Raw genomic sequence first — 14,445 nt, forward strand, 5'->3', positions numbered from 1 at the left:
TTATACAATCATTTTCTCGATCGGAAGCACTAAGATGCCTTCAGCCCCCAATGATTTTAGTTTACCAATAATTTCCCAGAAATGCTTCTCGGCGATCACGGATTGAACAGAGACCCATTCATCGTTCGCCAAAGGCGTGATGGTCGGGCTCTTCATACCGGGAAGCACCTCGATAATCTCATCCAGCTTTTCTTTCGGAGCGTTCAGCAACACGTACTTCTTGCCCTCGGCGACTTGAATCGCTTCAAAGCGGAATAGAAGCTCATCCAAGATCTCCAGTTTCTCTTTGGATAGATTATTGTTGGCAATCAATAAAGCCTCACAAGGAAGGACCACCTCCACTTCTCTCAATTGATTGCTCACCAAAGTGCTACCGGAGCTTACGATATCAAAGATAGCGTCCGCCAAGCCAATGCCCGGGGCGATTTCCACGGAGCCGCTGATTACATGAATATCCGCCTTCACGCCTCTCTCCTCCAAGAAAGACCGTAGGATCGCGGGATAGGAAGTAGCGATCGTTTTTCCCTCAAACCACTCAGCCCCCTTATACTCCTCATCTTTGGGGATCGCTAAGGATAGACGGCACTTACTAAAGCCCAGACGCTTGATCAATTTCGCCTCTTGCCCTTTCTCCACGTACTCGTTCTCTCCGACAATACCAATATCCGCCACACCGTTAGCTACAGACTGAGGAATATCATCATCACGAAGGAATAATACCTCTACCGGAAAACCTTTTGCCGATAATAACAGGATGCGTTTGCCCCTGTTTAGTTTAATACCTGCTTCTTCAAGCAACATCATGGTCTCGTCGTACAGACGGCCTTTCGATTGTACCGCAATTCTCAACATAACTATATCTTATTTTTATATTATAAATATCAACAAAAAAAGGCTTACCGCAAAACGGCAAGCCTTTATCTTTTTATCATGAGTACATACATACCATTCAGCCCACCGAACTATTGCCCGCTGTAATGATGATGGTGATATAATGTAGTCGTTATTTTCATTTCTTTTGTTATTTACGTCGCAAAGTTACAATAATAATTGAAAGAACAAATATTTCTGACAAAATATTATCACAATATCGATATTACTTCAATCCGTTCTTACGAAGCAACTCTTCTATCTCTTTCAAGCTTATAGATTCACGTTCTGCTTTGTCGTAGATGTTAGAGCAAGTTGATCTCTGTCTCATCGATGCTTAACAATTCTTCGACCAAATCCATCTTTAGGCATTTTAGTTCCATTGCCGTCATACAAATGCTCCTTTCTTATTAATTCGTTCTCAAGGACAAATATAATGATTTACTTTAATACAAATGACTCGCTTGCTGCTTAATCTTATTGGAAAGCATCAAGGGGAAGTCCGGATGCGCGGTAAAAAACGCATCAACTTCTTCCCGAGCTTCCTTCGATGTATGGGCGGAAAGCAAGGAGCGAACCCAAGCGGTGGGGAAAAAGATATCGCCAGTCCGCTGTACTTCCGGCATCGCTTCCAAGGCCGGACGGATATAAGCGACCGACTCTTGTTCTCGTAGGCGATGGTTCAAATTAGCGAGAGCGGAAGAGGCCCATGGCTCCACCCTACGATTCCCGGCGATCAACAAGGAAGCGAAGACACTGTCACGTTCCGCCTTGCGGGGCGATACGGATGGGGAGATAAATTGATACTCCTTCTTCCGGTCCGGATTCTGTATGCGGGATAATTGCGTAGCGATAATCTTATCCGCTTTTTCCGGCAAATGTATCGCCAATATATAGGACAAGCCAATATAATCACTCTCGCTCAATGCGCAATCTTTCGGAGCTTTCCGTTCCTGCCATAACGTATACAGACGTTGTACCGCCTCCTCCGAATCCGCTATCGAACGATACAAACGAAACGCCTGCAAGCGATGTTGGGATACGGGATTCGTTGTCACGATCCTCCACAAGGCCTCTTCCAACGGACGAGAATCCGACGGGAATATCCGCTGGCAATCTCCTAAATAGCTTAAAGCCATCGAGAACAATAAAGAATTAGACTCATTCGGTAAATACGCTAACATTTCATCACGGAACCCTTGTGGAGAAATCGTTTTCCAACGAAGATTCTCATAAAGGGTAATCAGCAAAGATCCCTTCAACACCTCATCTTCCGATAAGCGAAGCACAGACCATAGACCGGAAGACTCCCCCTCTGTTATTTTAAAGAAGCCATAGCCACGCCCATTTGTATTCGGAAGAATGACACAATTTCCATTCGGAAGAAAACTTAATTTCATTCGGAAGGAATCAGAGTTTCCTTCGAGAGAAACCGGGATTTCTTCCGAATCCGTTCCACAGATCACCCGATAGGTTAATTCTTGCGGCCATTTTAAACCCCGGCCCAACGGATCACGCTGCTCTACGACCAACTCGCCGTCCTTAACCGAAGCCGTAATCTCCGGCATACCCTTCTGATTCACCCACACCTCACTCCAAGCGGCCAGATCCTCTTCCGTATATTTATTCAAGATACGGATCAAGCCCTCCCACGTAGCGTTCCCATACGCATAAGTAGTCAAGTACTCACGGATTCCCTGCTGGAAAGCCTCTTCTCCCAGAACACGTACCAACATTTCCATAACCACGGGAGATTTATCATAGATGATATTACCATATACCAAACCGGCGTTCCGCAAATTATCCAAATCTTGCTTGATCGGATTCGCACCTGACGTACGGTCTTCCGAATAAGATGCGGGAATATAATCCCGAATAAAATTCAACCGGTGATTCACGTCCGGATATAAAGGTTCTACGATACGGGAAGCAAAATAATTAGCGAAAACCTCTTTTGTCCATACATCATCAAACCATTTCATCGTTACATAATCGCCAAACCACATATGAGAGGTTTCATGTGCGATCAAGGAACTCCGACTCAATCGCTCATTTAAGGTAGGATGCTCATCCAGAAACATCCGGCGATCCGTATATAAAGTAGCACCCGTATGTTCCATACCCCCATATTGGAAACCGGGTAAGATAATCACGTCATATTTAGCGAAAGGATAAGGAATACCAGTAAAGTCTTCCTGCCATTCCAACGCATCGAACACCTCGTCGGCGATGGCTGGGCATTGAGCGATCTTTTTCGGATCCGTCTCCCGATGATAAATAGAGATATCCCGCCCGTTCCGGGAATAAACCTCCCGAGTCAGTTTACCGGCCACGAATGAGAACAGGTAGGTACTAAGCGGTTCCGTCTCCTTGAAAGAAATACGATTCCGACCGGAGACGCTCGTACTATCCGTTTGTGTGATAGCGCCATTCGCCACAGCCAGCCAAGTGGAAGGAACTTCCAAGGTCAAGGTAAAAAACGACTTCATATCCGGCTGGTCAAAACAAGGGAATACCGTACGTGCCCGGTCCGGAACCAATAACGTATACAGGAACTCATCCCGTCGATTCAAGGATTGATCCGCCGGAGTAAAAGTGATCGCTACCCGGTTCTCTCCCACCGCTACCCAATCTGAGGCAATCACGATATGCTCATCTTTCACTTCATAGGGAATATCTCCTCCGTTCAAGGTTACGGAGGTCACTTGCTCCGGTTCTCCGCGGAAATCAATAATAAGCGGCTGTTTCTCGTCTAATCGCAAGGATAGCTCCACTTTTCCCCGGATCGCCTCGTCACGAGATTCCGGGATCGAGAAGAAAAGATTATAACGGACATTTGAGAAATGCTCCTTCCGGAATTGAGCTAGCTCAAGGCTCACACCGGGCCGGGACAAACCGGCCTCATCTTGTTTAACAGAGCTACAAGCAACCAGACCGGACAGTACGCAAGCTCCGATAAATACCTTTAGATTCATATCTCGTAATTATTCTCTTAAGTATTCTGCTATACCCATAAAATTTCGTTCCAACAAATACATCTGGCTAGCCATAAAAGTGAAAAAATCTCCCCAATGCGCTCTCCGATGCAAATCCAATCCTTCTTTTGCTACATAGATACGGGCCACTTGTCGGCCATTCTCACGGACAAAACAAATATCCCAGATCAAGCCTTCGGGAAAATCCTGTTCCAACGTCTCTTTATACCAAGTCAGGCGCTCAAACATTTCCAGACGTAAATCCTCGCTACGGTGGTTTACCTCAAGAATAACGTAAGCCCCTTGGCGGTTCGCGTCGAATTTCAACTCAACGCCCTTTACCTTCGTATCATATAATGTCCAAATTTTCTTACGCCCCCGCAAATAGGGTTGCACCTCACAAAAAGCGGCGAAGCTTTCCCAAAACTCCAATTTGAGATTCTTCAGTTCCTCCTTACTATACATTACCTATAAATGTCTTTCTTTGTTACCTTAACGATCTGTCCGAATTTAGAGAGTTTCTCCATATCCATACTCTTTGAATTACCGACTATCGCATATATCATTAAATGATCTTGTATATTCTCCCTATAAAAACGAAGGATATCCTCCATAGTCATCCGATCGATAACCTCCAGATAATCCTTGTTCGGATCGCTCTCGTACCCTTCACGCCGGAAACCGGCGATCTTCAAGGAAAGGGAGCGACTAGTAGGATATTCATTATTCACCCAATTACGAATCGTCTGCTTCACCGACTCCACCCGTTCCGGACGTTCCGGCATATCATGCACCAAATTCTCCAACACTTCCATCGCATCGATCATCTTATCCGTCTGTGTAGCCAATTTCATCACGAAACTAGCGGGCTTCTCCGATCGATTCAAAGGAGGATGTTTCAAACGGGCATTTACTTGATAAGCGAACGAACGAAACTCACGGATCTCCTGAAACATCAAGGATGACATATCCCCTCCGAAATAAGCACTAAACAACCGGGAAATAGGACGATCTTCCTTAGCCTTCAACGGATCGATATACATATAGGCATAGATTATGCTTTGCGTGACATCCTCCATGTCCATGAAAAAGACAGTCGGCTTATCATACGTCATAAGATCACGGATATAGGGAGAGTTCGATGGAATACTTACCTCCTCCAAGGGTAAATGCTGCTTGATCTGCCGGGCGGCCTCCTCCATAGACAATGTACCACAATAATGCAGGTTACAAGCGACCGAACGTACCTTACTGAAAGTGTCCAGCAACATCTTTCCTTTTAGTTTCTTGATTTCAGCGAACGATAATTTAGTCAAATAACGGGATTGCTCCCCAAATTTGACTTTCTCTAACAGCATATCGGCTACGTTCTCGCTGGAATTGAACAACGATTTCTCCGTTACCTTCGCCTCGTCCACAATCTGCCGTAACTTCTTGTCATCTGGCTTGGCGTGCCGCAAGAAATCGCCGACCAAAGCCATTGTTTGGGTAAAATGCCCATCAAAACCATTCACCACCACCAGAAACTCAGAATCCGTGGAATCAAAAGTCAATGTACTACCAAGTTCCTGCAATTTACCCCGAAAGACCTCAAAAGACATCGATTCCGTCGCTACGAAAGGTAGATAAGCGGACAATTTATCAAGATCACGAAGCTCCAACTGCCCCACTCCATAAGATAGTGTCAGCGAGAATATATCATTTACGGAATTATGAGTCTTATACAACGTGACAAGCGGACGCAAGGATACGACCTCGGCGTCTTTCTCAAAATCGAGAAAATGCGGTTTCAATTCTTGTACGGGTATCTTTTCCAGACGTTCCACATAAGCGGAGGAAGCATCGGAGTTCTTCGGTATAATCGGTGAATAATCCGGCTTGGGTAAGATCGTTTTCGGATAGCGTCCGGTCTTCTTCGTGACGTACATATAATTCTCCGTAAAATATTTCTTGGCGACCTCAATCACGTCTTCTCTCGACAAGGCATCGATACGGGTAACCTCATCCAAATAATCCTGCCAGCTTTTCCCTTGAGAGAAAATACGCATCATCACCTCGGCCCTTGAGTTTATGTCTTCCAATTTGGAGGCATATTCGCGTTTCTGTTCCAATTTCAAGCTTTGAAACATCTCATCGCTAAAATCCCCCTCCTTAATGCGGTTGATTTGTTTCCATACTAATTTCTCGGCTGCCGCATAGGTCTGGAAAAAGAACTTCGGAAATACCAACAAGCCTAATATTCCAGCCTCATTCATACTTTGGTTAACCGCCATCGCACCCATCACCTTATGATCTACCGTCAGCTTATCCAAAAATCCCGTACCATTGGAGTTATTCAATAAAGATACGGCGATATTGAGCGCAACTTGATCCGGATGATTCGCGGGAACTCCCCGGAATCCCAATGCCATAATTTTCACGAAAGGCATAGGAATACGTACGCTCACCTTCTCCCGTCCCTTGAATGGCGGTAATGTAACAATATCCCGGTGAGGCGGCTTCCCTTTTCGTATCCGTGAAAAAGTAGATTCCAAGATTGGCAAGACCTCCTCCGTATCGAAATCCCCGCTTAAGATCAATCCCATATTGGAAGCGACATAGTATTTCTCGAAGAACCGGCGCATCTCCGAAAGACGGGGATTCTTCAAGTTCTCCGCACTTCCGATAATCGGATAAGCATACGGATGCGGATAGAAATAACGCTCTGTCAATTTCTCGATGGCGACACTAGCCATCGTATCTCCATACATGTTCTTTTCCTCATAGACCGTCTCCAGCTCACTCTGGAAAAGACGAAATACGGGATTTACCAAACGCTCACTATTGATCTCGGCCCATTGGGAGATATATTGCGGAGAGAATGTATTGAAATATAATGTATAGTCGTAAGAAGTCCCGGCATTCAACTTCGTACCACCGAAACGAGAGATCAACCGGTCGAACTCATTCGGTATTACATACTCAGCGGCACGTACGCTCAGGTCGTTAATGATTTGCTGCAAATGGGCACGCATCTTGGGATCCTCGGTATCCGCCAAAGCGTCATATTTCTCGGCGATAATGTCCAGCAAGACTTTCTCGGACTCATAGTCGATCGTCCCGATCTTATCCGTTCCTTTAAACATCATATGCTCGAAATAATGCGCGATACCTGTGTTAGGGGAATCTTTAGCTCCGGCTTTTACAACTACGGCTCCGAATATCTTAGGTTGGCTATGGTCCTCATTCAACCATACCGTCAAATCATTACTTAATTTATGCTCTCGTACCTGTAGAAAATCTGAGGTTGACAACAGAGATCTCATGGAATCCATTTAAGTTTATATTATTTCACAAAGATACATTTTTCAATTGGATTAATACGCTTACATTTACAAGCAATCTTAACAAAAGGGCAAATTTAACGTAGGATTGAACCTATTTTTAAGAGTAGTGTTATATCAAAAAACGATTATTATGATAAATTTAGGTAGTTGGATGAACAAAGTCCTCACCGGATGGGGTGTAGACGAGAAAATAGCGAACACATTTGACGAGGCGATCATCGCCATCTTACTAGTGGCGGTCGCTATCGGATTAGATTATTTATGCCAAGCTATTTTTGTCGGAGGGGTACGTAGTATCGTTAAGCATACGCATTATAAATGGGATACGTTATTAATTAAACGTAAGGTCGTACATTATCTCGTACATACGATTCCCGGCATTTTAGTATATGTTTTGCTCCCGATGGCTTTTATCCGAGGAAAGGAATTATTATTCATTTCCCAGAAGATTTGCGCGATCTATATCATATTTTCCCTGCTGTTAGCGCTCAACGGTCTTCTCTTAATGATGCTGGATTTGTTTAACCAACAGGAGAAAATGAAAAACAGGCCGATGAAAGGTTTTATACAAGTATTACAAGTGCTTGTTTTCTTCGTTGGCGGCATTGTCATTATAGCGATTCTCGTCAATAAATCCCCGGCTACCCTTTTCGCCGGATTAGGTGCATCGGCAGCTATTCTTATGTTGGTCTTTAAAGATAGCATATTAGGTTTCGTGGCAGGTATACAGCTTTCGGCGAATGATATGTTGCGCCCCGGCGACTGGATCACGATGCCTTCTGCCAATGCGAACGGTATTGTTCAAGAAATAACCCTAAACACCGTGAAAGTTCAGAACTTCGATAATACGATCTCGACAATCCCGCCTTATAATCTAGTGAATAGTTCTTTCCAAAACTGGCGCGGGATGGTTGAGTCTGGAGGACGCAGGGTTATGAAGTCCATTTATCTCGATTTGAATACGATCAAGTTCTGTACGCCGGAGATGCTAGATACCTTCCGCAAGGAAATTCCTTTATTAGCGGATTACCAACCGGATAAGGATGTAGTACCTACAAACTCCCAAGTATTCCGTGTATATGTAGAGCGTTATCTGACAAGTCTTCCTGTCGTAAATCAAGATTTGGATTTAATTATCAGCCAACTTCAATCCACGGAATATGGTGTTCCCGTCCAGATTTATTTCTTCTCCCGGAATAAAATATGGAAAGAATATGAACGGATCCAGTCGGATATATTCGACCATTTCTTCGCTATGATTCCTAAATTTGAATTGAAAGTATATCAATATTCAGACTAAAGTACGTGTTCGGATTATTTTTCCTATCTTCGTCTCCGGATTGTCTACTTAAAGTTTAAAATCGTATTTATGAGCAAGATACAAGAATGGGTATATAATTTATTAGTTCAAATGGGGTTGATAAGCGAAAATTCCAGTTACCTAGACAATATAGTGATCTTATTACTTATTATAGCCGTCACCGTTGGGATCGATTATAGTTGCCGGTATATTTTCCTAGGTATGTTCAAACGATTAGCGAGGAAGACGAAAAATCAACTGGATGATTTAATCGTGGATCGTAAGATCATCAATAAGATGATGCATATGATCCCGGCCATATTGATTTATATATTGTTACCATTCGCCTTCTCAGCCGAAGAGACACCGAAGATTTTAATAGTACTCCAAAAACTTTGTCAGATTTATATCATAGCGGTTTCTTTAAGGTTTATAAACGCTTCCTTAAATCTGATCCACGAGATCTATAATAAAAAAGATTCCTTTAAGAACAAGCCGTTAAAAGGCTTCATACAGATCTTGCAGGTTACGGTTTTCTTTATTGGGGTGATATTGATTATCAGTATTCTTATCAATAAATCCCCGGTTTCTTTACTGGCCGGATTGGGTGCGTCTGCCGCTATCTTGATGTTGGTCTTTAAGGATACGATCTTAGGTTTCGTTGCCGGCATCCAATTATCCGCCAATGATATGCTCCGGGCCGGAGACTGGATCACGATGAGTAAATATGGTGCGGACGGCACGGTTATCGAGGTGACATTGAACGCCGTGAAAGTAAGAAACTTTGACAATACCATTACGACCATCCCTCCTTACGCCTTAGTAAGCGACGCTTTCCAAAACTGGAGAGGTATGAGCGAATCCCCGGGCCGCCGTATCAAGCGCTCTATCAATATCGATATGAACAGCGTACATTTTTGTACCCCGGAAATGCTAGAGAAATTTCGTAAGATCTCTCTTATCACGGATTACATCGATGGAAAAGAACAGGAATTAGATGAATATAATGAAGAACATCATATCGATAGTTCCATTTGGGTGAACGGACGTAGACAAACAAATCTGGGTGTCTTCCGTGCTTATCTCGTACGTTACCTAAGAAGCCTCCCGGAAGTAAGTAAGGAATTAGTCTGCATGGTAAGGCATCTACAACCGACTGATACAGGTATTCCCATCGAACTTTATTGCTTCTCATCCAATAAGGTATGGGTCGAATATGAAGGAATTCAAGCGGATATATTCGACCATGTACTTGCAGTAATACCGGAGTTTGGGCTAAGCGTATTCCAAAATGTATCCGGGGCGGATTTGAAGAATATCATCATCAAACTTCCCGCCGGCTCACAACCCTCAGAGTGTTTCTAGAAACTCATGTACATGTTTTTCCGGAAATGATAGGAACACTCTAAGATGTCAAAAAAATATCTTAGGTGCATCGGCCGACGATCCTAAGATACTTCGCCAGTGAACCTAAGATACTTCAGTAATGAACCTAAGATACTTTGCCTATGAAATCAGTATCGGCGTAGCCTTACGGCACTAGTGGTGTAGGGTTGTGCCTATACTGGCGTGAGGCTATGCCGATATATGTATTTGTCCCCTTAGAATTGGAAATAAATAAACGGCTGCACTCCCGCACTCTTAAACTGAACAACAATGAAAATCGCTATCGCCAATATAGCGGCCTGTATCAATAAAGGGGAACGAGTCACGATTTCCCTCAAGACATCCTCAGAGCGTTTAGGCATAAAATGCAGCACATAACCGATCACCATCAACGCAAACACCCCTTTATATCCTGAGACGAATTGCATGAACACCTCCGGATGAAAATTCGTGAAGATCTGGCTCAGCATCTCTCCCACGGCTTTCATCGAGGTAGCTCGGAACAAGATCCATCCGAAACAAACCACATGGAAAGTAATCAGGACACCTAATACCCGTCGCCAAGGTTTCATCTCACATCCTAAGGCCTTAAAGCTACTGAAATGCCCCATAATGAACTTATGCGCAGCCAAAGCTATACCATGTAAGGCTCCCCATAAGATGAAACTAATGGAAGCCCCATGCCATAACCCGCCTAGCAACATCGTTATCATCAGATTCATATAGGTACGAATCTTCCCCTTCCGGTTCCCCCCTAAGGATATATACAGATAATCTTTTAACCAAGAGGAAAGGGAGATATGCCAACGACGCCAAAACTCGGTAATCGTAGCCGATTGATAGGGAGAGTCGAAGTTTATATTAAAGCGGAATCCCAACAACAGAGCGATACCGATCGCCATATCCGAATAACCCGAGAAGTCACAATAAATCTGTAGCGCATACCCATAGACACCCAATAAATTCTCCACACCCGTATAAAGCAACGGAGCGTCAAAAATACGATCCACGAAATTCATACTGATATAATCCGAGATAACCGTTTTCTTGAAAAGACCACATAAGATAAGGAACAATCCCTCACCAAACTCAGATCGCGTCACCGTAGGATTCTTATACATTTGAGGGATAAAATCCCGGGCACGAACGATTGGCCCGGCAACCAGTTGAGGAAAGAACGATACATAGAAAACATAATCGATCCAACGGCCGAGAGGTTGGATTCGTCCCCGATAAACATCTATCACATAGCTTATACTCTGGAAGATAAAGAAAGAGATTCCTACCGGAAGGAAGATGTTCATCTTAAGCCATTCTCCCCCGGCGGCCATAGTAAACAGTTCGCCTAGGAAATTGAAATACTTGAAATACCCCAGCATACCTAGGTTTATGCAGAGACTAAGCGTAACGAATAATTTACGTTTTAATACCGATGTCGTATGCGAGATACATTGCGCTATCAAGAAATCGGAAGTAGCCGTAAATACCAGCAGCCCGAACCAAAGTCCACTACTTTTATAATAGAAATAAAGGGAAAACAATGTCACATAAATAATACGAGCCAACGTATGTTTCCTTAGCGACATATAAATCATCAGGAAACCGATAAACAAGAAGAAGAACAACCCGCTACTAAACAAGATCGGGGCATTATGATGATACGTCAGGATATCTCCCAGTTTCTCCCACGTGAATTGATGATTACTAAGCCAATCTCTAAGTATATTATATTCCATATAAAATTCTTATCGGTTATTATATGATTCCATGAACGCCCTAAACAAAAGCGTTCCTTGTTCTTGATACCCTTCTTTCGTAAAGTGAATCCGATCCCGTCCCATCAAACGAGAACTATGCCATTTGCGGCACGAGTTTTTCCCTCCTGTCGTAGTGAATAAATCCCAGCAAGCGACCTCTTCTTTCTTCGCTACATTCCGGATAGCACGGGCAGCCCGCTCGGTATTATCATTACGCACATACGTTCGCTGTTTACCCGACCGGACTCTCCTATAACATTCCGGAGGAGTCGTCAGTAAGATCGCCGTATTCGGCAGCTCCTTCTTGACGATCGCCAAGAAAGCCTCTATCTGACCGGAAAACTCATCGGTATTAAAACGTCTGCCAAACGTCTCGTTGGTTCCCATAGAGATGATTAATAAGGACGGTTTTAATAAAGCCAACTGACGTACATAAGCCTCGTCAGTATAATTCACATACATCGCCCCATTCACTCCGATGGAATGGTATAAGATACCCCTGCCTCCATTCTTCAGTGTCAGGCCATAATATAAATTCGTAAAGGATGAGGCCGGACGCAATGTATTCGTGCCCTCTTTCCGTCTCGTACTCTGCAATTGTAGAGTATCGGTCAAGCAGGAGATCCGGAAAGTGTCGGCTAATACACCGGGAACACATACGGTATCCGCACGGAATGTTTGGACCGAGTCTTTCAAAGCCCCGGCAGGAAGCATGGGCATCGACTTCTCCCCTCTATATAAGATCGCCTCATTAAACTCGTATCCGGCACCATTATTCGGGGTTATCACGACATCCAGATTAATCGAGGGGGAAACAGACTTAATCCCGATCCCACCGATCCCTATCGGGGTTTTCCGGACATGCTGAATACAACGTCCGGCAATCCAATCCTTAGCGACGGATTTGATAAAATAATCATCCGGCTCGTTGGTCTTGCTCAACTTAAAAGGAGCGATCCAGCCTCGTCCGGCATTCCCGAACGCCTGTTGGAAAAGGCGCATGACACGACCGCTTAAATGTCCGGCTTGGATATGCGAATCCCCCAACTGGACGATTGTGATAGCCGTATCTTTCCCTGCACGCAACGAATCCAGTTCATTGAAAAAATTATTCCACGCCTTACTAGAATCCGGTAAGATCAACGTATCTTTTCCCACTTTCATAGAATAAGATAAAGGAGGCAACGCTACAGTATCCCGAACCGCCAAACTATCAAGAGATACATCCCCGTTTATTCCGGCTTTAGGTTTCGGAACAGAGAAGCCCATGATCACTCCTAAAACAACCAGACTAATTAACCACTTTCTCCGCTTCATCATAAAAATCTTTTTCTGATAATAACGCTTTCAGCAAGGCATCGGCAATCTCCCGTCCACCCCTGAAGCTTAAATGCGTATAATCCTTACTAGCCCAGTTTAATTCTACGAAACGGACCATACTATTCTCTCCTCCCATGGCACCGAATACATTCCAGAAAGGAACCCCTGCCTTTTTAGCAGCTTGCCTTTGCGCATGCAGCAAGGCTAACACGGCTGGCATCGTCTCGAATTCGCCATCGTCTTGACGGCTTCTGTCCGACACCCCCAACATCAATATATCAGCTTCCGGAAAACAAAGTTGTATATGGTTAATGACCTTTACCATCCGGCTACTATACCATCCATAATTCATCACGCTATCGCTCACGACATTCAACCCATACTGCAAGACAATCAAGTCATACGGACGGATCTTATTCAATGCTTGGCAACGGGAGACATCCAATCGCTCCAATATCATACCCGAGTTTCCCCGAAGAGAGAAATTATCGACCACAACACCTGAATGATCCTCCATAGCGACCCCTAATGCCCGGAACTCCGGAGTATTCTTAAAAGTGAAATCCGCTTCGGTGAACATCCCTTCCAACTCGTATTGGGTTACGATCGATGTGGCGGGAAGCATCTCTTGTAAGGTATCGGCGGAAGCGTTGCAAACCAAGCGCATCTCCGTATTCTTATTCTGCTCATAAATCAGTTTCAAAGAAGAGAACGTCTGGAGCTCCGGATAACGCTTAGTCGTCTTCACATGGATAGAGGCGTTCTCCTCGTTTGCCTCGAACATCATCCCGGATAAAGTATATCCATGCTCATGATCTGTCAGCATAGACCAAGTAGTCCATCCGGAGGCACGTTGCTCCACGGTTGGACGGAACTGTGCCGCTACGGATGTGACCGGTACAAAACCAACACCCCGCCCCCCAAATTCCTTCTGCATCCCGGAACGGAAATCGGCCACCATAATATCTCCTTCAATAAAAGAATCTCCAAGGAAGGCCACACGTACCGGACGATTCAATTCCCGCCTGTTTTTTAAGGCGGCGAAAAATCGTTGCAAACCGATATGTCCAAGAGAATAGTCCTCGATATGAGCCCCCAGCGAATCCGCCCCTTGAACAGCATAGACCGCTTTGTATAACGAATCACGAAGGGCCAAAGCCGCAGAATCTATTCCGGCGGAACGCATGATAGAATCCCTTAATGCTACCGAATCTACTTGAAGGGTGTCCGCTTGTTCCAATTGTTGTTTCAAAGAATCCAAGGAGAGCTTTTCCTCTTTCACCTTGAAATCCGATAAAAGATCTACCTTTTTGATCTTATACCCGAACAATGTATCCGGAAGGCTATATAAACCAAAGCTCATCAACAACGTCAGCGACAGTAACGCTAACACTCTACCCAAATTATTATCTTTGTTCATCTAACTTTTGCTTATAAGGGGACAAAGATAGACAAGTTTACCTACCCGGAAATAATCTTCGGACAAAAAATAACCTTAAATTATCCGTTCA

At 44.2% G+C, this 14,445-nt stretch carries 9 protein-coding genes and 1 pseudogene; 2 read left to right on the plus strand and 8 right to left on the minus strand.

Annotated features, from left to right (window positions below; translation table 11 throughout):
* From hisG to CI959_RS18180, 5 genes and pseudogenes are all read right to left on the minus strand, one after another.
* Positions 1–852, minus strand: coding sequence for an ATP phosphoribosyltransferase (gene hisG / locus CI959_RS18165; RefSeq protein WP_008779818.1), 852 nt, complete (start codon positions 850–852; stop codon positions 1–3).
* A 244-nt stretch (positions 853–1,096) separates the two neighbouring features.
* Positions 1,097–1,190, minus strand: a pseudogene (locus tag CI959_RS21605) (addiction module toxin RelE); the annotation flags it as partial.
* Between the two features lie 126 nt (positions 1,191–1,316).
* Positions 1,317–3,845, minus strand: coding sequence for a M1 family aminopeptidase (locus CI959_RS18170; RefSeq protein WP_057317686.1), 2,529 nt, complete (start codon positions 3,843–3,845; stop codon positions 1,317–1,319).
* 9 nt (positions 3,846–3,854) lie between these two features.
* Positions 3,855–4,310, minus strand: coding sequence for a DUF4268 domain-containing protein (locus CI959_RS18175; protein WP_005857205.1), 456 nt, complete (start codon positions 4,308–4,310; stop codon positions 3,855–3,857).
* Positions 4,310–7,159, minus strand: coding sequence for a pitrilysin family protein (locus CI959_RS18180; RefSeq protein ID WP_005857207.1), 2,850 nt, complete (start codon positions 7,157–7,159; stop codon positions 4,310–4,312). Before CI959_RS18180 ends, CI959_RS18175 begins: the two co-directional genes overlap by 1 nt.
* A gap of 142 nt (positions 7,160–7,301) precedes the next feature.
* Here CI959_RS18180 and CI959_RS18185 point away from each other — a divergent pair, with 142 nt between their 5' ends.
* Both CI959_RS18185 and CI959_RS18190 read left to right on the plus strand, forming a co-directional pair.
* Positions 7,302–8,471, plus strand: coding sequence for a mechanosensitive ion channel family protein (locus CI959_RS18185; protein ID WP_008779815.1), 1,170 nt, complete (start codon positions 7,302–7,304; stop codon positions 8,469–8,471).
* A 69-nt stretch (positions 8,472–8,540) separates the two neighbouring features.
* A complete protein-coding gene (locus tag CI959_RS18190; protein ID WP_009275127.1) occupies positions 8,541–9,836 on the plus strand; it encodes a mechanosensitive ion channel family protein in 1,296 nt (431 codons plus the stop codon).
* A gap of 236 nt (positions 9,837–10,072) precedes the next feature.
* Here CI959_RS18190 and CI959_RS18195 read toward each other — a convergent pair whose 3' ends face one another.
* Genes CI959_RS18195 through CI959_RS18205 form a run of 3 tightly spaced genes read right to left on the minus strand, consistent with a single transcriptional unit; the run spans position 10,073 to position 14,354 of the window.
* Positions 10,073–11,593, minus strand: coding sequence for an MBOAT family protein (locus CI959_RS18195; RefSeq protein WP_057317687.1), 1,521 nt, complete (start codon positions 11,591–11,593; stop codon positions 10,073–10,075).
* 9 nt (positions 11,594–11,602) lie between these two features.
* The gene (locus tag CI959_RS18200; RefSeq protein WP_057317688.1) at positions 11,603–12,934 is read right to left on the minus strand and encodes a GDSL-type esterase/lipase family protein; all 1,332 of its coding nucleotides are present in this window, start codon (positions 12,932–12,934) and stop codon (positions 11,603–11,605) included.
* Positions 12,906–14,354, minus strand: a complete 1,449-nt coding sequence (locus CI959_RS18205; RefSeq protein WP_005857217.1) for a hypothetical protein — start codon at positions 14,352–14,354, stop codon at positions 12,906–12,908. The genes CI959_RS18200 and CI959_RS18205 overlap by 29 nt, the downstream gene beginning before the upstream one ends.
* Between the last annotated feature and the right edge of the window lie 91 nt (positions 14,355–14,445).

The sequence above is a fragment of the Parabacteroides sp. AT13 genome (genome assembly GCF_002272965.1).
Taxonomy (GTDB): domain Bacteria; phylum Bacteroidota; class Bacteroidia; order Bacteroidales; family Tannerellaceae; genus Parabacteroides; species Parabacteroides distasonis.

Bases quoted from the DNA above. Each gene is read 5' to 3' on its own strand.
- hisG (WP_008779818.1), bottom strand. From the start codon at position 852: ATGTTGAGAATTGCGGTACAATCGAAAGGCCGTCTGTACGACGAGACC.
- CI959_RS18170 (WP_057317686.1), bottom strand. From the start codon at position 3,845: ATGAATCTAAAGGTATTTATCGGAGCTTGCGTACTGTCCGGTCTGGTT.
- CI959_RS18175 (WP_005857205.1), bottom strand. From the start codon at position 4,310: ATGTATAGTAAGGAGGAACTGAAGAATCTCAAATTGGAGTTTTGGGAA.
- CI959_RS18180 (WP_005857207.1), bottom strand. From the start codon at position 7,159: ATGGATTCCATGAGATCTCTGTTGTCAACCTCAGATTTTCTACAGGTA.
- CI959_RS18185 (WP_008779815.1), top strand. From the start codon at position 7,302: ATGATAAATTTAGGTAGTTGGATGAACAAAGTCCTCACCGGATGGGGT.
- CI959_RS18190 (WP_009275127.1), top strand. From the start codon at position 8,541: ATGAGCAAGATACAAGAATGGGTATATAATTTATTAGTTCAAATGGGG.
- CI959_RS18195 (WP_057317687.1), bottom strand. From the start codon at position 11,593: ATGGAATATAATATACTTAGAGATTGGCTTAGTAATCATCAATTCACG.
- CI959_RS18200 (WP_057317688.1), bottom strand. From the start codon at position 12,934: ATGATGAAGCGGAGAAAGTGGTTAATTAGTCTGGTTGTTTTAGGAGTG.
- CI959_RS18205 (WP_005857217.1), bottom strand. From the start codon at position 14,354: ATGAACAAAGATAATAATTTGGGTAGAGTGTTAGCGTTACTGTCGCTG.